This is a genomic window from Flavobacterium frigoritolerans (genome assembly GCF_025847275.1).
GTDB classification, from domain to species: domain Bacteria; phylum Bacteroidota; class Bacteroidia; order Flavobacteriales; family Flavobacteriaceae; genus Flavobacterium; species Flavobacterium frigoritolerans.
This window is the reverse complement of record NZ_JAOZEV010000015.1, coordinates 53,266-72,180: the sequence shown is the minus strand read 5'-3', so window position 1 is coordinate 72,180 and position 18,915 is coordinate 53,266. Positions and strand designations below refer to the sequence as shown.

At 30.9% G+C, this 18,915-nt stretch carries 16 protein-coding genes; 11 read left to right on the top strand and 5 right to left on the bottom strand.

The window, feature by feature from the left end; translation table 11 throughout:
* Positions 1 to 17: 17 nt before the first annotated feature.
* Together metI and metN are read right to left on the bottom strand one after the other, a co-directional pair.
* A complete protein-coding gene (metI, locus tag OIU80_RS16700; protein WP_264288124.1) occupies positions 18 to 671 on the bottom strand; it encodes a methionine ABC transporter permease MetI in 654 nt (217 codons plus the stop codon).
* Positions 664 to 1,695 carry a methionine ABC transporter ATP-binding protein MetN gene (gene metN, locus OIU80_RS16695; RefSeq protein WP_264288123.1) on the bottom strand — a complete coding sequence of 344 codons (1,032 nt, stop codon included), beginning with the start codon at positions 1,693 to 1,695 and terminating at the stop codon, positions 664 to 666. The genes metI and metN overlap by 8 nt, the downstream gene beginning before the upstream one ends.
* A 381-nt stretch (positions 1,696 to 2,076) precedes the next feature.
* Between metN and OIU80_RS16690 the strand changes: the two genes are divergently transcribed.
* Both OIU80_RS16690 and OIU80_RS16685 read left to right on the top strand, forming a co-directional pair.
* Positions 2,077 to 3,492 carry a sensor histidine kinase gene (locus OIU80_RS16690; RefSeq protein WP_264288122.1) on the top strand — a complete coding sequence of 472 codons (1,416 nt, stop codon included), beginning with the start codon at positions 2,077 to 2,079 and terminating at the stop codon, positions 3,490 to 3,492.
* 77 nt (positions 3,493 to 3,569) lie between these two features.
* Positions 3,570 to 3,983, top strand: coding sequence for a response regulator (locus OIU80_RS16685; RefSeq protein WP_264288121.1), 414 nt, complete (start codon positions 3,570 to 3,572; stop codon positions 3,981 to 3,983).
* Between the two features lie 39 nt (positions 3,984 to 4,022).
* Here OIU80_RS16685 and OIU80_RS16680 read toward each other — a convergent pair whose 3' ends face one another.
* The gene (locus OIU80_RS16680; RefSeq protein ID WP_264288120.1) at positions 4,023 to 4,784 is read right to left on the bottom strand and encodes an XRE family transcriptional regulator; all 762 of its coding nucleotides are present in this window, start codon (positions 4,782 to 4,784) and stop codon (positions 4,023 to 4,025) included.
* A gap of 117 nt (positions 4,785 to 4,901) precedes the next feature.
* Here OIU80_RS16680 and OIU80_RS16675 point away from each other — a divergent pair, with 117 nt between their 5' ends.
* Together OIU80_RS16675 and OIU80_RS16670 are read left to right on the top strand one after the other, a co-directional pair.
* Positions 4,902 to 5,528 carry an alpha-ketoglutarate-dependent dioxygenase AlkB family protein gene (locus OIU80_RS16675; RefSeq protein WP_264288119.1) on the top strand — a complete coding sequence of 209 codons (627 nt, stop codon included), beginning with the start codon at positions 4,902 to 4,904 and terminating at the stop codon, positions 5,526 to 5,528.
* A gap of 339 nt (positions 5,529 to 5,867) precedes the next feature.
* A complete protein-coding gene (locus OIU80_RS16670) occupies positions 5,868 to 6,455 on the top strand; it encodes a DUF4142 domain-containing protein (RefSeq protein ID WP_264288118.1) in 588 nt (195 codons plus the stop codon).
* 67 nt (positions 6,456 to 6,522) lie between these two features.
* On the opposite strand, the gene OIU80_RS16665 is transcribed toward OIU80_RS16670, so the two are convergent.
* The gene (locus OIU80_RS16665; protein WP_264288117.1) at positions 6,523 to 6,912 is read right to left on the bottom strand and encodes a hypothetical protein; all 390 of its coding nucleotides are present in this window, start codon (positions 6,910 to 6,912) and stop codon (positions 6,523 to 6,525) included.
* A gap of 428 nt (positions 6,913 to 7,340) precedes the next feature.
* Here OIU80_RS16665 and OIU80_RS16660 point away from each other — a divergent pair, with 428 nt between their 5' ends.
* Positions 7,341 to 7,811 carry a low affinity iron permease family protein gene (locus tag OIU80_RS16660; RefSeq protein ID WP_264288116.1) on the top strand — a complete coding sequence of 157 codons (471 nt, stop codon included), beginning with the start codon at positions 7,341 to 7,343 and terminating at the stop codon, positions 7,809 to 7,811.
* 7 nt (positions 7,812 to 7,818) lie between these two features.
* Here OIU80_RS16660 and OIU80_RS16655 read toward each other — a convergent pair whose 3' ends face one another.
* Positions 7,819 to 8,688, bottom strand: a complete 870-nt coding sequence (locus OIU80_RS16655) for a cupin-like domain-containing protein (RefSeq protein ID WP_264288115.1) — start codon at positions 8,686 to 8,688, stop codon at positions 7,819 to 7,821.
* Positions 8,689 to 9,444: 756 nt separating this feature from the next.
* Here OIU80_RS16655 and OIU80_RS16650 point away from each other — a divergent pair.
* The 6 genes from OIU80_RS16650 (at position 9,445) to OIU80_RS16625 (ending at position 18,903) form a co-directional block, all read left to right on the top strand.
* Entirely contained in the window at positions 9,445 to 10,056 is a 612-nt protein-coding gene (locus tag OIU80_RS16650) for an RNA polymerase sigma factor (RefSeq protein ID WP_264288114.1), read from the top strand.
* A 90-nt stretch (positions 10,057 to 10,146) separates the two neighbouring features.
* Entirely contained in the window at positions 10,147 to 11,268 is a 1,122-nt protein-coding gene (locus OIU80_RS16645; protein WP_264288113.1) for a FecR family protein, read from the top strand.
* Positions 11,269 to 11,424: 156 nt separating this feature from the next.
* Entirely contained in the window at positions 11,425 to 15,132 is a 3,708-nt protein-coding gene (locus OIU80_RS16640; protein WP_264288112.1) for a SusC/RagA family TonB-linked outer membrane protein, read from the top strand.
* 12 nt (positions 15,133 to 15,144) lie between these two features.
* Positions 15,145 to 16,620, top strand: coding sequence for a RagB/SusD family nutrient uptake outer membrane protein (locus OIU80_RS16635; RefSeq protein WP_264288111.1), 1,476 nt, complete (start codon positions 15,145 to 15,147; stop codon positions 16,618 to 16,620).
* A gap of 19 nt (positions 16,621 to 16,639) precedes the next feature.
* Positions 16,640 to 17,506 carry a substrate import-associated zinc metallohydrolase lipoprotein gene (locus tag OIU80_RS16630; RefSeq protein ID WP_264288110.1) on the top strand — a complete coding sequence of 289 codons (867 nt, stop codon included), beginning with the start codon at positions 16,640 to 16,642 and terminating at the stop codon, positions 17,504 to 17,506.
* Positions 17,507 to 17,550: 44 nt separating this feature from the next.
* Entirely contained in the window at positions 17,551 to 18,903 is a 1,353-nt protein-coding gene (locus OIU80_RS16625; protein WP_264288109.1) for a DUF4302 domain-containing protein, read from the top strand.
* Positions 18,904 to 18,915 lie beyond the last annotated feature (12 nt).

The following is an 18,915-nucleotide window of genomic DNA, read 5'->3' as shown; positions in this document are numbered from 1 at the left end:
TAAAATTAAAATTATTTTTATCTGTGATCAAAATGTTTTGAAAGTGCATCTCCTGCAAATTGTATAATAAATACAAGAGCAACAAGAAGAATCAATACCGTGTTCATTATTGTTACATCGTAACCAATGTATCCGTATTGGTATCCAATTTGCCCTAAACCACCAGCACCTACAGCACCACCCATTGCAGAATAACCTACAAGTGTGATTAATGTAATTGAGGCAGCATTGATAATAGAAGGAAGTGCTTCTGGCAATAATACTTTATAAACAATCTGAAAAGGAGTTGCTCCCAGTGCTCTCGCAGCTTCTATTAATCCCGAAGGCAATCCTAAAAGACTATTTTCGACCAATCGTGCAATAAAAGGTGCTGCTCCTATACTAAGCGGTACCAATGCAGCACTAACTCCAATAGAAGTACCTACTAATGCTCTTGTGAAAGGAATCATCCAAACAATTAAAATAATGAAAGGAATAGATCTGAATATGTTAACGACAATCGATAAAATTCGGTTAAATAAAACATGCTCCATAATTTGTCCCTTGCGGGTTAGGAATAGAAATATCCCTGCTGGTAGTCCCAAGATAAAACCGAAGAAACCAGAAAGTAAGGTCATTGTAATGGTTTCTAATGTACCTTTTAATAATAATGTTATAATAGATTCAGACATAGCCTAATATTTCAGTTTTTATGTGTTTTTCTTTAAAAAAGTTAATTGCTTGATCTTGTTCACTTTCATCACCAGAAAGTTCTACAATAAGAATTCCAAAATTTATATCGCCAGCAAATGCAGTTTGTGCGGTTATAATGTTAGCATTAACATTAAATTTTCGTGCTGCTTGGGTGAGGATAGGCTCGTTTACAGACTTACCATTTAACTCTAATCGCAATAAAGGATTTAGCCCTTTTTTATAAGCTACAGAAAGGCGTTCTTGATATATTTCAGGAATTTCAATATGTAACGAAGAAGCTATAAATTCGCTTGTTAAAGGATGCTTCGGATTGGCAAAAATTTCACCAATAGTACCTTGCTCGATTAATTCACCATTACTAATTACAGCAACTTCATCACAAATGGCTTTTACAACTTCCATTTGATGAGTAATAAGCAATATGGTAATATTTAATCGTTTGTTTATGTCTTTTAGTAAATTCAAAATAGACCTTGTAGTTCCTGGATCCAAAGCACTTGTTGCTTCATCACACAGTAATACTTTAGGATTATTAGCCAAAGTTCTTGCAATAGCAACACGTTGTTTTTGGCCGCCAGAAAGGCTAGCAGGATAATCATTTACTTTTTCTTCAAGTCCTACAAGCTCTAGTAATTCTTTTACTCTGGTTTTAATTTCGTCTTTAGAAAATCCAGCTAGCTCCAACGGAAAAGCTACATTACCAAAAACAGTTCTAGATGAAAGTAAATTAAAATGCTGAAAAATCATTCCGATTTGTCTTCTTTCCTTAGCCAATTCAGCATTCGATAGTTGTAACAACGATTTTTTACCAATGATTACATCTCCCGAAGTTGGTTTTTCTAATAAGTTAATACAACGTATAAGGGTACTTTTTCCAGCTCCCGAAGTACCAATTACCCCAAAAATTTTCCCTTGCGGTACATGAAGAGAGACATTTTTAAGGGCTGTAATTTCCCTTCCAGTCTTGTAAAACTTCTTGGTTATATTTTTTAATTCTATCATATCTAACTATTTGTATGCATTAATAAAATAAAGGAAATGTCTAATTCTTATAGAATTAAGGGTAACTAAATGGACCTTTTTATTTTTGCCCTCTAAATTATGGTGCAAATGTAACTCAGATTTTGGTTATATTAAAATCTATAGGTTAAGTAGAATAACAATAAAATGTTAATTTTTGAAGTGAATTTTACTTGATGTGCTGATTTACAGTGTGTAATTTTTTTGCCCCAGAGATTAAATTAATATTATAAATAAAGTTAAACTTGTTAAAATAATGTGTGTGCTTTTATTTTTTTTGTTAGAATTATCTAATAAATGCTTAAATTTAAATCAATTTTAATTGACTTGGTATAAATACGCCCCATAATCATTATTTACAATATGCCGAAAACCAAAATTATAGAAAACCTAAAGCTCCCAAATGTTTACATTCTTTTACTAATAGTATTTTTATCATGTACATTATTAATTTTTATTAATTTTTTTACAATTAAGATTTTATCTGCAAACAGAGCGTATGTTAATGGAGAGTCACACTATTCAAAAGGGCAGAAAGATGCAGTAAGACATCTTATAACATATTTGTATACAGAAGATGAAGAGCAGTGGAAATTATATCTGGAAGAATTAAAAGTTCCTCAAGGTGATGGGATTGCCAGAATTTTGCTTTTAAGTAATGGAGATATCAATATTATTAAAAAAGGATTAAGAGACGGTCGAAATCATGAAAAGGATTTAGACGATATGATTTGGCTGTTTAGGAACTTTAAATCCGTTTCTTTTTTAGCAAAAGCCATTAATGAGTGGGAACAGGCAGATAACTTAGTTAATCAATTAGCTGAGATTGGGAAAACTATTGATGAAAAAATAAAAACAGGTAGTTTAAATGAGGCCGATCAACAAAATATTCTTAATTTAATTAGTGTAATAAGTGATAAATTAACAATAAATGAACGCAAATTTTCGGATACGCTAGGAGAAGGAACACGCGCAATTAAAGATCAATTGATATTTACGAATATTATTTTTATTCTAATAATTGTTAGTAGCGTTTGCATCTATTTTTCGATAATGGTAAAAAAGATTATAATATCAAAAAAAGAAGTTGAAGTTAAAAATGAAAATTTAATTCTTGCAAATAAAGAATTAGATAGATTTGTTTATAGCGCTTCACATGATTTAAGGTCTCCAATTACTTCTCTCAAAGGGTTGATAGAAATTACACAAATGGAGGATGACTTAGAGCAAATAAGAGAGTACCTAAATTTGATGAAACTAAGCTTAATTAAGCAAGATCAATTTATAAGTGATATTATAGATTATTCTAAAAATAAAAGAAAAGGAGTTGTTTTAGAATCCATAAGTTTAATAAGCTTGTTTGAAGGAGCGATAATACAGCATACACACATAAAAAATGCAGATCGTATTATTGTAGATATTGAAATTTTGGTTGATGTAATTAAAAGTGATGGTCTTAGATTAAAAATTATCATAAATAATTTACTCTCTAATGCTATAAAATATGCAGATGAAAGTAAGCCAGAAATGCGTATTTTAATTAAGACTTATATCGAAGGAAATTTTTATAAAATAGAAGTAATAGATAACGGAATTGGGATTAAGCCAGAATTTAAGGAACATATATTCGAAATGTTCTATGTTATTGATAGTAATAAAGGTTCGGGGTTAGGTCTTTATATACTGAAAGAAGCAGTAAAAAGCCTTAATGGAAACATTGAAATAGAATCTGAATTTACTATTGGAAGTAAGTTTGTAGTAACAATACCTAGATTATAATAAAGCATCTGATTTAAATATTTAAGAGATAAAAATAGAATGTTAATACCATATTCCCCAAAAATAGTATCGACACCATGGAATCTAAATATGTTTTTTTGCTGATAGAAGATAGCGATATCGATAAGCTAGTTATAAAACAACTGCTTAAAAAGGTACTTGAGGTAACACATGTAAATGCTGTTAATAATGGTAAAGAGGGAATCGAATGGATTGTAGATAATCGTAAAAGGTATACTCAATCTCTAGTTATTCTTCTTGATATTCAAATGCCAATAATGACTGGTTTTGAATTTCTTATAGAATATGATAAACTTTCAGATGATTTAAGGCATGAAACTCAAATATTCGTTCTTTCGTCTTCATTAGTAAGAGAAGAAATAAAACGAATTAAAAGGAATCGTTATGTAACAGATTTTTTAAGTAAACCTATTGCTATTAAGGAGTTTGTAGATGTGTTATACCCAACTTTAAAGGGAGAAATAGGGTAGGATAATATGGGATTTAGGTGATTTATATTTTCTAAAAAATCATCTATTTTTTAGCGCTTTGATTTCATTTTTTAATTCTAAAAACATGGTCTTAATAGTATCTATTTCAGATGTTTTTTGCTCTTTATCATTTCTACCGATATTACATACATATTCCCAAATTTCAAGAATATTTGAAGCTTTTACAAGATAAGGAGGGTAAAATGTATTGTCTGAATGGGCCATCAAATCATTCTTTCCGTTTTTATTAAGTCGTTTATATACTATACCATCAGTTTTTGTAATAAGTATGTACGTTTTGCCGTCTAGAACTTCGCCTAAATTTTCTATATACCTTCCAACTATAAATGAACCGCTTTCATGAGGAGGCATAGAATCTCCTTCAACAGGAAAAGCTCTGTGTTTTCCGTGACCTAAGAATGGGAGTGAGATATGTTGTAAGTTTTCGATAAACTCAGGATCGGCATAACCAGTAAGATATCCTGCTTTTGCTTTATGCGGAATAATTTCGATTAAATTATCTCCGTTTTTATCTACTGTAATTGGTAATAATATTCGGTTATCTCCCAATTTCAATAATTCACCCATAGGAATTTTTTTCATTTCTACTGATAGCAGTATGTCAATACTAATATGAAAAAACCTGGATATGGCAACTAATATTTCTGGTGGAGGTGAATTTTTTCCATCTTCATATTTGGCATAGCGATCACGAGAAATGTTTAAGCCTTCGGCTACTTCACGTTGTGAAATTTCCTTTCGGGCTCTAAGGTGCTTAATATTTTCAGAAAATAGCGACATATGTTAATGGGATAATTTATCACATTAAATATATGAAATTTGTGACGATATATACTAATTTTGTTTTAAATAAAAATAAACACAAGTTTTTAATTCATTTCACTTAATTCAATTAACATGTTACTTTTTAATGATACCGAAATTTTTACAAGTGGTAATAGAGGAAAAAAGGTTTTTGATCTGCCTGATACAGAATTGATATTGTGCGATACTCTTTTTACTAAAGAAGAATCAGATCATTATTATAATGTGTTACTAAACACAACAGCATGGCGTGAATATGAAATGGAAATTTATAATAAATCACTTAAAGTGCCTAGAATGATTTCTTGGCATGAAGATAAAACTAATATTGGTGTTGCTCTTGATTGCCCAGATTGGACTCCCGAATTACTACAAATTAAAGAGCGAGTAGAGATAGAGACACAAGTAAAGTTCAATAGTGTTTTACTAAATCTATATCGAAGCGGGAAAGATGGAGTGAGTTGGCATAGTGACCGTGAGCAGGATTTTGGGAAAGATGCTATTATTGCTTCAGTAAGTTTTGGTGAGACTCGAATGTTTAAGTTAAGACATAAGTTTAAAAAAGAAATCCCACAATTAGAAATCCCATTGCATCATGGTTCATATTTATTAATGGGCGGAACAACACAAAGTTTTTGGCAGCATCAGGTTCCTAAAACTACAAAAGATATTTTGCCAAGAATTAATCTTACTTTCAGGATAGTAGACAGGAAGTTATGATTTTTAATCAGTACAAAGCGGAAGGAACGTGAATGAGAAGGATTTACTAAAGTAAAGACGCGGATTAAAACGGTTTTTTGACAATCCAGTAGGCCAATGTCATTAAATTAAGGAAATGTTTGCAATGTTTTCGCTTTAGCGAATCCGCATCATCCGTGTACCCATATGCGCAACGTAATTTAAGTCAACAACTCTTTGTCAAACTCAGAACCTAAGTACCTCAAACCTAAGCAACTTTATTAACCTACATCTGAATAATATAAGATTAAGAGGAGTATGTATAAAATATTTCTTTATAAAGTGAATAGATTTGGAATATAACATTTAAAACAAAAGATTATGAAAAGTGTATTCATTTTAAGTAAGGCCGTTTTAGGAGCAGGATTAATTTTATGTAGTTTGAGTTCTTGTAAAAAAGAACCAAAAATGGAAGACCCAAAAGAAGTTGCAGAAGATCAAAATGATGTAAAGTTTGACTCGCTAGATTCAAAAGAAGATGATTCTAAATATTTAGTAGATGTTGCAGAAATTGATATTGCAGAAATTGAAATTGGTAAACTAGCGCAACAAAAAAGTACTAATAAAGACGTAAAAGATTTTGGTAAAATGCTTGTCGATGATCATACCAAATCATCGACCCAGTTAAAAGCTATTGCCGATAAGAATAACATTACGTTACCTACATCTATTACAGATATGGGGAAAGAAGAGTATAATAAACTTAACGAAAAATCTGGAGTTGATTTCGATAAAAAGTTTGCAGATATGATGGTAGATGGACATGAAAAAGCAGTTGATAAAATGACCAAAATTGCTAAAGATGCTACCAACGAAGAAATTAAAGTTTGGGCTACAGATAGAGTAGCTGCATTAACAGGGCATCTTGAACATGCAAAAAGGCTAAAAGAAAAACTCAATAAAAAATAAAAGCATTATTTGGTTTTATTATTTTTGAGTTGGCTGCTTCATTTATGGGGCAGCCTTTTTTTTATGGTTAAATTTTAATGTCGGAAGATTTTTCAATCTCGGCAATTTCTACTTTTTCTTTTTTAATTGCTTGTCTTAATAAACCAAGAAGGCTCATATAAATGTTGGCAACAAAAACCAACGCAAATCCTGAAATGATGTAGCCTCTCCAGTCTGGAAGCAATAACTTGTAATCACAAATGAGTAAAAAAATAATCGTTACATAATGGCTAAAACAATACTCGCACGTAAATAGGTAAAAGAATTTGCGTTTTATGATGGTACGTCCGTTTATAGCATTCTTTGTACACCATTCTCTTGGTTCCCGAAATATTTCTTCATGAGTAATTGTCCAGCTAATACATGCAATCGGTATGGCAAGAATAAAAAGCCATATTATTTGGAGGGTAATATTCATGAAACTTGTTTTTAGTAGTTATGTGTTTTGTTTACAGGTGTTTAAATCCTATAAAGTTAAGTCTAAATAGTATAATATTATTTAATATACTAGTCTTAAATTAGATAAAGTTTTTAATGAAAAGAATAACTTGATTGTGATTACTGCGTCTGTTCGCTACGTTCGGGTTATGAAAAATTCATTTAACACATAGAAACATAGATTTTAGGTGTAAAAAAGAATACAAAAAGAAATTCATTTCTTTCATATAGCCTAGCTATATGCATTTAAAATAAGTGAAACGCCTTTTTTTGAGAATACAAAACCTATGTTTCTATGCGTTAAAATTAATTACAGGCAACTAGATAAAAGAATAGTCTATAAATACCCAGACTATGGTATAATGATATTTTTTATGTTATAAATATAACCTTCTAATTTAAATCAAGATGAAAAATAATAACAATGCAGTCAAAGTTTTTGAAAAAATAGCAAATCAGGTATCCAAAGCTGTAGGTAGCTCAATTGCTTTTCTATGTGCTTTTTTACTGGTGGTAGTTTGGGCTATTACAGGTCCTTTTTTTGATTATTCCGAAACATGGCAACTTGTAATTAATACAGGAACCACAATAATCACTTTTTTAATGGTTTTTTTGATTCAAAAATCTCAGAACAAGGATTCGCTTGCTATTCAATTAAAGTTAAATGAACTTGTTGCTTCTCATGAATTCTCCAGTAATAGTTTGATAGATATTGAGAGTATGACAGAAGAAGAAATGCTGGTAATACAAAAATACTATCACAAGTTAAGTGAACTGGCTAAAAAAGAAGAAAGCATAAAATCATCGCACTCTATTGATGAAGCCCATACACAACATACCATTAAAGGCAAAAAAAGAAATAAAAGGAAAAATATTTAAAAGACAATTATTGCTCTTTCAATAAAGCATTTGTTCTACGAATAGATTCTTCGTCTTTATAATCTAGCCAAGCTTGTCCTTTACGTTTTCGCATCCAGTTATCATAATAGCGTATGACTGCTACATTAAGTAGCGCTTTGATTATATTAGTTGGTCTGCCAGACAAGGAACGCAGGCTTAGTGAGAATCCTGGAGTAGTATATTTCATATAATGCCACCAGCCTTCGGGCATATAAAGCATTTCACCATGCTGTAAATTGGCAATATATGGATTTACGAATTTAAGAGCAGGAAACTTTTCGTAATCGGGATTATCAAAATCGATGTCTTCATTACAAATCCAAGAGTAGGGAAGGCGATACATATATTTTGTTTCTTTAGGATCTACTAATACACATTGTTTTTTTCCTTGAAAATGGATATGGAATATATTAGGGAAATCAATATCATAATGCATAAAAACTTTGGCATTTTGACCTCCAAAAAATACCAATGGTAAACTTTTTATTAATCGAAGCCCCAGTTTAGGCCATCGCATGTCGTTTTTCATTGATGGCACATCTTTCATTAAATTATATAGAAATATGCGTAAATGAGTAGGTCCTTTTTCGAGTATGTCGACATATTCAGACATAGTCATTGTAAAATCGGGCTCATTAACTTTTTTGGTATGATCCGTTTTGCGATTATCGTATAAAGGAACCGTTTTATCACCTGCAACTTCTCTTAAAAAGTCAAAATTCCATTTTGTAAAGGCAGGCCAATCTTCGATTTGATTAGTTATAACTACTGGCTTTTGAGGTTTATAATAGTTTTCTATAAATTCTTTTTTGGTAAGTTTTTCTACTCTTTCAATTTCTATATATTCAAACGCCATAATTAAAATTTTAAAGTTGTTAGAAAATAATAAAGTTACATATTATAGGAAAATTTTTATATAAAAGTAGCCTATTTTTCTTGTTTAATGTAATACAAGTTAGTTGTTTGTAAGAATGTTGTGTTTTTTAATGAGTTTTAAGTACAAAAAATGTAATGTTAGATAGTTTGTTGCTTTGTTGATAAACGGTATCGTCTATATGTTTTTGTTTTTTTATTTGAAAAAATAAGTAAACCTAAAGTTATCGAATTTTTAGTTTACATGCTTAAAAAAAGTCAATTTCTATAAAAAAATGCAATTTCATTTTGATTGTTATATTTCTTTAAAAATTTGTGATTATAAATTATTTTTCTATTCATAATTGTTTATGTTTGTTAATAAAACATTAAATATAAGGTTAAATTTAACTTTTACTTTTTTAGATGTTTTGTTTAATAAATAGAAACCTATTACTAAACTGTTTCCTGATAGTAAGGGTTGTAAAGTTTTGTAAATAAGCGTATTTATTCGAATTGTCACAATACAATCACGATTGAAATTCATTGAAATGTTAATAAAAATAAAATCATTTGTTAAATTGATTGCTACTTATAAATCTAAAAATACAGTAGAACATCAATTCATCAAAAAAATAAAATGTAGGTTTTTATTTGTTAGCATTGAAATTCTTAAACCAAAAAAATTTAATGATAATTCAGACTGTCTTGTACGTCAGTATGTTTGCATTGAAAATTACCAATTAACCAAAACCAAATTATGAAAAGCCAAACAATAACGAAGGTAGATATCCTTGATGATTCTATACTCTGGAATAATCTGAAGGCTGGTGATGAAAAGGCTTTTTCATTACTTTTTGAAAAGCATTATGCGCATTTGGTTCGTTATGGAAATTCGCTTTCTTCTTTTACTGAAAAAGTGCAGGATTGTGTACAGGATGTATTTACTGATATTTGGGTATATAGAGAAACATTAGATGATTCAGTTGTTGTAAAAGCATATATGTTATCCAGTGTACGTAAGAGAATTGCTCGACTTCATGAGCGTGATCATATTTTTCGAAAAACGACTACTATAGATTCGATTGAATTTTTGTTTGATTTTTCTATAGAACATCAACTTATTGTTGATGAAGAGACTTTTGGTAAAGTTTCACATCTTAATAAATTATTGAATAGTTTGCCAGCAAGACAAAAAGAGGCATTATACCTAAGATACAACGAAGGACTTAATGTAGAACAAATTGCAGACATGCTTAATGTTAATTATCAATCGGCAAACAATTTATTGCATCGCGCTTTATTGAATCTTCGTAAAGAATGGAAAGGTAATATTTCTCTTTTAGTACTCTTATCATCAAGCCTTTTTTAGTTTTTTTTAATTAAATGTAAAAAAAATCATAATTTGGTGAGTATATAAATAAAAAACTGTCCTCTATGTTTTTGTAACCCTTATTTTAAGATGCAAGAACGTAACAATTATACAGAATTAGAAGATTTTTTGGCTGATGAATCATTTCGTAGATGGGTCCAAACTGAAGAAGATTTGGATCGCTGGGAAGAATGGACTCTAGAGAATTCTAAACGTGCCAAATTAGTAGAGGAAGCTCGTTTGTGGCTATTGGCAATGAATGTTCCTGAGACAACTTTATCTCAAGCTGATATTCAATTAGCATTAGAATCTACTTGGAATAAGATTGAAAGAAAAGAAATTGCTCAAAAAGGAGCAAACTCCCTTGTACTTAAACTTTGGAATAATTATTGGCTTAGTGGTGCTGCAGCTATTTTATTTTTTGGACTTGTAGCTAGCTGGTACTTTACAAATAATACAAAAACAGATACTATAGTTGTTACCTATAAAGAACTTGTAAGTGAAAATTATGAGGGCCTTGTAGAGCAAACCAATAATACCAATAAATCACAAATTATAACTTTATCTGATGGTAGTTCTGTTTTGTTAAAACCAAACAGTAAGCTAAGTTATCCTAAAATATTTATAGGAAACGAGAGAAAAGTTTATCTATCTGGCGAAGGCTTTTTTGAAATTAGTAAGAATCCACAAAAACCATTTTTCGTCTTCGCCAATGAGATAGTTACACGAGTTGTTGGAACAAGCTTTAGGATCAAAGCTTATTCGGACCAACCTAATGTTGAAGTACTTGTTCGTACAGGAAAAGTAACTGTAAGATCGAATGAACTACTTACAAATTTGAGTTCAAAAAGAAAAGAAGTTGTTTTATTACCAAATCAAGCCTTACGTTTTGTACGTCAGGGATTTACTTTTAATAAAATTACTGATATTACACTAGATGAGTCTTTAGCGCACTCTGTAGGTAATATTGAACAATTAAGCTTCGAATTTACTGATATTCCAGTTACGCAGATATTCAAAACAATTGAACAAGCGTATTTGGTAAAGATTGATTTTCCCCATTCAAAACTTAAAGATTGCCATCTTACAACCTCATTAAGTGACCAGCCATTACCAGAGAAACTTAAAATTATTTGTAAAAGCCTTGGTAACAATACTAGTTATGAGATGAATGGAAATCAGATTATCATAACATCTAATGGATGTGAATAAAACCTAACGCTTATGTAAAAAATGATATATAAAAAAAGCGCCGAAGATGCTGTAACATTCTCGACGCTTAGATAAAATCAAATTGCTCTCTGTAAAGAGTAATTTGTGATGTTCCTCAATACCCAGTAAATAGTATTAATTAAACAAACCAAAATTATGAAAAAACCTGTTGTTAAACAACGATTACTCTTTCGAATCATGAAAATAACATTATTTCAGTTTGTCTTGGCATTTGTCTTTTCAAGTGTCACTATGGCAAATAGTGTGAAAGGACAAAGGAAGTTGGACACGAAAGTAACTATTGACGTTGTTAATTTAAGTTTGGATAACGCATTATCTAAACTTGAAAAATCAGCAAAAGTTAAGTTTTCGTACAACTCAAGAATGACTCAACTGAATCAAAAAGTGAGTATCGAAGCAAATGATGAAACTTTATCGAGTATTCTTAATCGAGTGCTTAAACCGTTTAATATTACTTACTCAGAGGTAAGTAATCAAATTATATTACAAAAGGATAGCTCTCAGGCAGGTAGCTTTGAAGATATAAATGTATCAAGTTCATTATTTGAGAGTTTATTTATTCCTGTTGTAAAAGGAAAAGTAATTGATCAAAGAGGCGACCCTTTACCAGGAGCTACTGTACTTGCAAAAGGGAGCAAGGTTGCAGTACTTACTGATTTTGATGGTAATTTCGTGATAGATATGCCTGCTAATAGTACCAAACTAGTAGTTTCTTACGTAGGTATGGAAACTAAAGAAGTTGATATTGTAAATTCACCACTAACAATTAGCTTAAGTGAAGTAGGTCAGAATTTAAAAGAAGTTGTGATTACAACTGGTTATGAAAAAACTTCAAAAAGAACTTTTACAGGAGCGATTAGTAAAATTTCTGGAGCAGAGTTAAAAGTTGATGGAGTTGCAGATATCAGCAGAATGATTGAAGGAAAAGCGGCGGGTGTTACAGTTCAAAACGTTACAGGTACATTTGGTACTGCTCCTAAAATTACAGTGCGTGGATCATCTTCAATTTTTGGAGATACAAAACCTTTATGGGTTATTGATGGTGTTGTACAAGAAGATATTATCAATATTTCATTTGCAGATTTAGCTTCTGGAAACTCAGAAACATTATTAAGTTCATCAGTTGCAGGTTTAAACTCTAATGATATCCAGAGTATTGAAATATTAAAAGATGCTTCGGCTACGTCTATTTATGGATCAAGATCATTGAATGGAGTTGTGGTTGTAACCACTAAACAAGGTCGTAGAGATTCTCCTTTAAAAGTATCTTACTCGTTAGAACAAAGCGTTAGATCTGTACCAAATTACAACCAATATGATATCTTGAACTCACAAGAATCTATGAGTGTTTTTAAAGAAATGGAATCTAAAGGTTATCTTGATTTACCTTCAACTGTTCAAGGAAGATACGGTGGAGTATATAATATTTTAGGAAAAGCTATTAATACTTATGTACCTGAAACAGGAGGTTATTTAGTTAAAAACGATTTAGTTAGCCGTAATAATTTTTTGAAAAAATATGAGTTAGCCAATACAGATTGGTTTAAAGTTTTATTCAGACCATCTATAACACAAAGTCACTCTTTGAGTTTTTCTGGAGGAGGAAAAAATAATACGTTTTATGCGTCTTTAGGTTATTATACAGATCCGGGATGGACTATTGCTGATAATGTTAAACAATTGTCATCAAACATTAAAGGAACATTTTTTATAAATGACAAATTGAATATTACTTTATCTACGATGGCTTCGGTAAGAGATCAGCAAGCACCTGGTACATACGAAAGTCAAAAGGATGAGGTTTTTGGAAAAGTAACGAGAGATTTCGATATTAATCCTTTTAGCTATGTTTTAAACACAAGTAGAACTTTGAGACCTTACGATGAAAATGGAAACTTAGAGTATTATCGTAATAACTGGGCTCCTATGAATATCGTTAATGAGCTAAAAAATAACTATTTAGATATTAATGTAAAAGATATCCGTTTTCAGTTAGATTTAGATTATAAAATTAATTCTCATCTTACTTATAACCTTACAGGATCAGCTCGTTATGCAAATACAACAAGAGAACATAAAATCTTAGAAGGATCAAATGTTGTTGGGGCTTATAACGCAATGGAAACTACAATTGTAAGAGATGCAAATATCTTTTTATACAAAGATCCAAATGATTTATCTACACCAGCGGTATCTGTTTTGCCTAATGGAGGATTTTTAAGAAAGTTCACAAATGATATGACTTCTTATAATATCAGAAATAGTGTGAATTATAGAAATACTTTTAATGATAAACATGAAGTAGAAGGCTTTTTTGGTACTGAGTTAAGATCTTTAGATAGAAATAGCGATAATTTTACAGCTGCAGGTATTCAGTATGACAGAGGTCTTACAGCCTTTACTGATCCTAGAATTATTGAAAAAGTAATCAATGAAGGGAATTCTTATTTTGCATTTAATGCTGAAAGAGAGCGAACTGTTGGTTTCTTCGGAAAAGTAGGTTATACCTATGATCGTCGTTATACGGCATCTGTTACAGGACGTTATGATGGTTCTAACAGACAAGGAAATAGTGGTTCTTCGAGATGGTTGCCAACTTATACTTTTAGTGGTAAATGGAATGCTTCTGAAGAAAAGTTCATGCAAAATTTTAAAGCAGTAAATAATTTAGCATTAAGAGCTTCTTATGGACTTACAGCAACTGCTGGTCCAGCAACAAACTCTTTGGCTATATATAAAAGTATGGTAGCTAATCGTTTAAGTTTAGATGATAGAGAAACAGGTATTGAAATTGATGAACTACAAAACGGAGATTTAACTTGGGAGAAACAATTTGAAACTAATATTGGTTTAGATTTAGGTTTGTTTAATAACCGTGTACAATTAGTAACCGATATCTACAGACGTAAAGCCTTTGATTTAGTTGACTATGTAGTAACATCAGGTATTGGTGGTCAAAAAATTAAACAAGGTAATAACGCCAACATGGAAACCAAAGGTTTGGAGATTGGTTTAACAACACAAAATATTGTAAATAGAGATTTTAAATGGTCAACAACATTTAATTTTTCTGTGTATAATCAAGAAATCACAAAGTTAGAAAACCAACCAACAGCTTTTGATCTAATTGATGGAAATGGCGGAAATGCTGTAGGACGTCCTAGAAATTCTATCTATTCATATCAATTTACAGGTTTAAATAATCAAGGACTTCCAACATTTGTAATGCAAGATGGAGAGACAAATAAAATTACTGGAGCTAATTTTCAGGATAATAAAAATGTAACTGATTATTTAAAATACGAAGGATCAATTGAGCCAAATAAATCATTTGGTCTTGCTAATACATTTACTTATAAAAACTGGTCATTATATGTGTTTTTCGTAGGATCAGCAGGAAATAAAGTTCGTTTAAACCCTATTTATGATAGTGAATATGACGATTTAACTGTTTTCACAAAAGATTTTACCAACAGATGGATTAATCCAGGTGACGAAAACATAACGAATGTTCCAGTTATTGCAGATAAGAGATTAAATGCTAACTATGATGGTGCACGTACGCTTGCAAGAGCATATAACACTTACAATTATTCAGATGTTAGAATTGCTGATGGTGATTTTGTACGATTGAAAAACATTTCAATAAGCTGGGAATTTCCTAAAGAGTTTAAGAGAAAGTTAGGTTTAAATACTTTTACTTTAAAAGGGTCTGCAGTTAATCCTTGGTTAATTTATTCAGATAAAAGATTAAACGGTCAGGATCCTGAATTCCGTAATACAGGAGGAGTTGCATTTCCTATAACTTCTCAGTATACATTTACTTTAAATATTTCATTATAATATCATTAAATTATGAAAAATATAAAAATAGCGCTAGCATTATTATTACTTATAAGTATTAGTAGTTGCGATGAGTTTCTTTCGGAAACACCTGATAATAGAACACAGATAGATACCCCAGAAAAAATATCAGAATTATTAGTAAATGCATATCCAATAGGTGGAACTTATATGGATTTTGCTGAAACAATGTCTGATAACGTTACTGATGGAAGATTAACAGAGACATTACCTAGAAATGAGCAGAATTATAATTGGGAAATGCAAGATGAAACTGATATAGATACTCAGGCAAACTATTGGGATGCTTGTTACAGAGCTATTGCGCATGCTAACAAGGCATTACAAGCTATTGAAGAACAAGGGTTTCCAACTAATATGAATGCACAAAGAGGAGAAGCATTGTTGGCTAGAGCTTATTCACATTTTATGTTAGTAACATTCTGGTCTAAACAATATAATCCTGCAACTGCTGCGACTGATTTAGGTATTCCATATGTAACAGAACCAGAAACGGTATTGATTAAAAAATATACTAGAAATACTGTTGCAGAAGTTTATGATTACATTCAAAAAGACATAGACGAAGGTTTGAAATATGTAACAAACGAGTATAAAGAACCAAAATTCCATTTTAATAAAGAAGCCGGAAAAGCATTTGCTAGCCGTTTTTATTTAATAAAAGGAAACTGGGCTAAAGTAATAGAGCTTACAGAAGGACTAGGATCAAAACCAGCTGGAAAAATCAGAGATTATTTAGCTTATACAAGTTTAGATCCAAACATACAGTTTATTGATTATGCAAAAGCAGAGCATACTACAAACTTATTAGTAGTTTCATCTTATTCTATTTATTCTAGAGCAACTCAGTCAAATAGATTTTATTTAGGATCAAATCAAGCGATTAGTATTTTTGGCAATGCAACAAACATATTCAACAAAGCTTGGTATTATACAACATATTCTTATAATAGTAAGACAGATTTCCGACCTAAGTACAAAGAATATTTTAAGTATTCTAACTTAACAGCAGGTATTGGAGAACCATATTTAGGGACTGTGCTTTTATCTAATGATGAATTTTATTTAAATAGAATAGAAGCTCTTGTAATGGCTAATAGAATTGCTGAAGCAAATACAGAGTTGGAATTCTTTTTAGGGATGAGAACAAAGTCTTATAACGCTGCAACAGATAAGTTAACACAAGCTAAAGTTGTTGCTAAATATCCAGTAATTGCTAATGAGTACACGCCTTTTTATGATATGACTCCATTACAGACTTCTTATGTAAAAGCTATTGCAGAGGCTAAAAGAAGAGAGTTTATTCATGAAGGAATGAGATGGTTTGATGTGAAACGTTTTAATCTTGAAGTAAAACATGAAATTTTCAATCAACCAACAAACATTTTAGTGAAAGATGATAAACGTAGAGTATTACAAATACCACTTAGTGCATCTAGTAACGGCGTTGAAATAAATCCTAGATAAAAATTTAATATAAAGTATTATGAAAATAGTAAACCAATATAAAAAAATAGCATTAATCGCAGGAGTAGTTATGATTTTCTCTAGTTGTGCTCATGAGGATCAGCCTAAGGAAAGTCAATTAGATTTTAATCAACCTGTTCAAACAGATTTAGATAAATGGATTACTACCAATTATCTTGATCCATACAATATTAACGCACGATACAAATGGAATCAAAATACGGTTGATAATAGTAGATTTTTATTTCCTCCAACTATTGATAAAGTGCAACCAGCCTTAGAAATTGTTAAACAAATATGGTTGGCAAGTTATGCAACCATCGGTGGAGCAGATTTTGTTAAGAAAATTGCACCAAGAGAAATTGTTTTGGTAGGTGGAGTAAATTCAAATGACAATGGTACCAGAACATTAGGAATTGCAGAAGGAGGACAAAGAATAACCCTTTTTGAAGTAGATTATATTAATAGACAAAATCGTGCAATTGTTTCAGAATTTATTCACACTATTCAGCATGAGTACATTCATATTTTAAATCAAAATAAACTATTTGATGAGCAAGCATGGGGTAAATTAACTCCTTCTGGATATACAGCAACCTGGCATTTAGAAAAAGAACCTGCATCGAGAGAATTAGGCTTTATAACTAGTTATGCAAGATCTAATATTGTTGAAGATTTTGCAGAAACTGCTTCTATAATCTTAATTAGTACTAAAGCGGAATATGCAGCTATTTTAGCAGCTATAAAAAGTACAAAAGCAAGAGAAGATATTAAAAAGAAGGAAGCTATTGTAGTTAAGTACTTTAAAGATGCTTTTGATATGGATTTCTATGCATTAAGAGATGAGGCTGAAAAAAATACTACAATTGTAATTAATGGCAATTAGTAATTATACTATTAAGTTCGAAAACATTAACTTAAAAAAACATTATGAAAATAAAATATTTATATAAGTTGCTAATTGTTGCTTTTGTAGCAATTCAATTAGTTGCTTGCAGTAACAACAGTGATACAGAAGAAAAGTTTGAGGAAGGACCTACTGCAAGAACAAATGCTCAGTCCAAAAAATTAGATGATTTATTGCTCTCATCAGAGTACGGATGGAAAGCAGTTTATTTTACCGATAATACACAATTGGGAGGATATACTCATTTATTTAAATTCTCACCTGGAGGAAAAGTAACAATGGCATCAGATTTTGACAGTGATGCAAAAAAGTATGATAGCCAATATGAGATTCAACTTGGTAGTACTGTAAGTGTAGTTTTTACTACCGCCAACAGAATTCATCTTTTATCAGATTCAGACTCATATCCAATCGACGATTTGAAAGGACAAGGATATCTGGGTGATTTTCAGTTTTTATTTTACGGAGAAGATAAAGGGGATATTGTTTTTAGAACTAATCGTAAGTTTCAGGAATTACGTTTTGTAAAAGCTACTGCTGCAGATTGGACTAATTTGCCACAAAACACTATAATGGAGCAAAATGTAATTGGAGCAAACACACGACCACTTTTTAGATTTTTAGAAACTAGTGATGGAACCACTGTACGTCAATTTGATTTTAATTTTGATGTCATTACTCGTTTTGCTACCGCTGATCCTATTGCAACAGGTTTTTCTGAAAGTTATAATATTGGTATTGGGTATTCTCCAACAGGAATAGTAGTGAGTCCTGCTATTGTGATTAAAGAGCAAGCTTTATCTGAATTTGTTTATAATGATGCTGATGGAAGTTTTACAGCAACAGGAACAAATGGAGTATCGGCTACTATTAAGTATAGTAATAAACCTTTAGTTTTAACAGACGATTATAAAATTCTTTTAAAAGGGCAACCAATAACTGGATTTGGATATATTGCATCGAATTTGGGTAATACAAGTGGAAACTCTCTTTTATGTAAAACATTATTGAATGAAATAAATGCTAGTTTACCTGCTGCACAAAAGGTTAATAGAATTGAGTTTACTTTTAATGATGGAGGAGATAGTTATATAGCATATAGTTTTACGGGAGGAAAAGCGACTCTATATCATAATGTAGATGTTATTGAAGATGCCGCAAACAAAACTCTTATCCTTAAGCATATTTCATGGCAAACGGCAACTGCACTTGTTGCTGAACCTGTATTGTTGAAAAAAATAGATCAGGAATTAACAAATCCAAAAGGGTTATATATTAAGAGAGAAAGTTTCAAGCTTGGAGGAGCACCTAATGCAATTTATACTTTTACTTCTTCTTCAAGTAGTTTTAGATTAGCTACTTATGCTTTTCAATAGTTAAAATAAAAA

Bases quoted from the DNA above. Each gene is read 5' to 3' on its own strand.
- metI (WP_264288124.1), bottom strand. From the start codon at position 671: ATGTCTGAATCTATTATAACATTATTATTAAAAGGTACATTAGAAACC.
- metN (WP_264288123.1), bottom strand. From the start codon at position 1,695: ATGATAGAATTAAAAAATATAACCAAGAAGTTTTACAAGACTGGAAGG.
- OIU80_RS16690 (WP_264288122.1), top strand. From the start codon at position 2,077: ATGCCGAAAACCAAAATTATAGAAAACCTAAAGCTCCCAAATGTTTAC.
- OIU80_RS16685 (WP_264288121.1), top strand. From the start codon at position 3,570: ATGGAATCTAAATATGTTTTTTTGCTGATAGAAGATAGCGATATCGAT.
- OIU80_RS16680 (WP_264288120.1), bottom strand. From the start codon at position 4,784: ATGTCGCTATTTTCTGAAAATATTAAGCACCTTAGAGCCCGAAAGGAA.
- OIU80_RS16675 (WP_264288119.1), top strand. From the start codon at position 4,902: ATGTTACTTTTTAATGATACCGAAATTTTTACAAGTGGTAATAGAGGA.
- OIU80_RS16670 (WP_264288118.1), top strand. From the start codon at position 5,868: ATGAAAAGTGTATTCATTTTAAGTAAGGCCGTTTTAGGAGCAGGATTA.
- OIU80_RS16665 (WP_264288117.1), bottom strand. From the start codon at position 6,912: ATGAATATTACCCTCCAAATAATATGGCTTTTTATTCTTGCCATACCG.
- OIU80_RS16660 (WP_264288116.1), top strand. From the start codon at position 7,341: ATGAAAAATAATAACAATGCAGTCAAAGTTTTTGAAAAAATAGCAAAT.
- OIU80_RS16655 (WP_264288115.1), bottom strand. From the start codon at position 8,688: ATGGCGTTTGAATATATAGAAATTGAAAGAGTAGAAAAACTTACCAAA.
- OIU80_RS16650 (WP_264288114.1), top strand. From the start codon at position 9,445: ATGAAAAGCCAAACAATAACGAAGGTAGATATCCTTGATGATTCTATA.
- OIU80_RS16645 (WP_264288113.1), top strand. From the start codon at position 10,147: ATGCAAGAACGTAACAATTATACAGAATTAGAAGATTTTTTGGCTGAT.
- OIU80_RS16640 (WP_264288112.1), top strand. From the start codon at position 11,425: ATGAAAAAACCTGTTGTTAAACAACGATTACTCTTTCGAATCATGAAA.
- OIU80_RS16635 (WP_264288111.1), top strand. From the start codon at position 15,145: ATGAAAAATATAAAAATAGCGCTAGCATTATTATTACTTATAAGTATT.
- OIU80_RS16630 (WP_264288110.1), top strand. From the start codon at position 16,640: ATGAAAATAGTAAACCAATATAAAAAAATAGCATTAATCGCAGGAGTA.
- OIU80_RS16625 (WP_264288109.1), top strand. From the start codon at position 17,551: ATGAAAATAAAATATTTATATAAGTTGCTAATTGTTGCTTTTGTAGCA.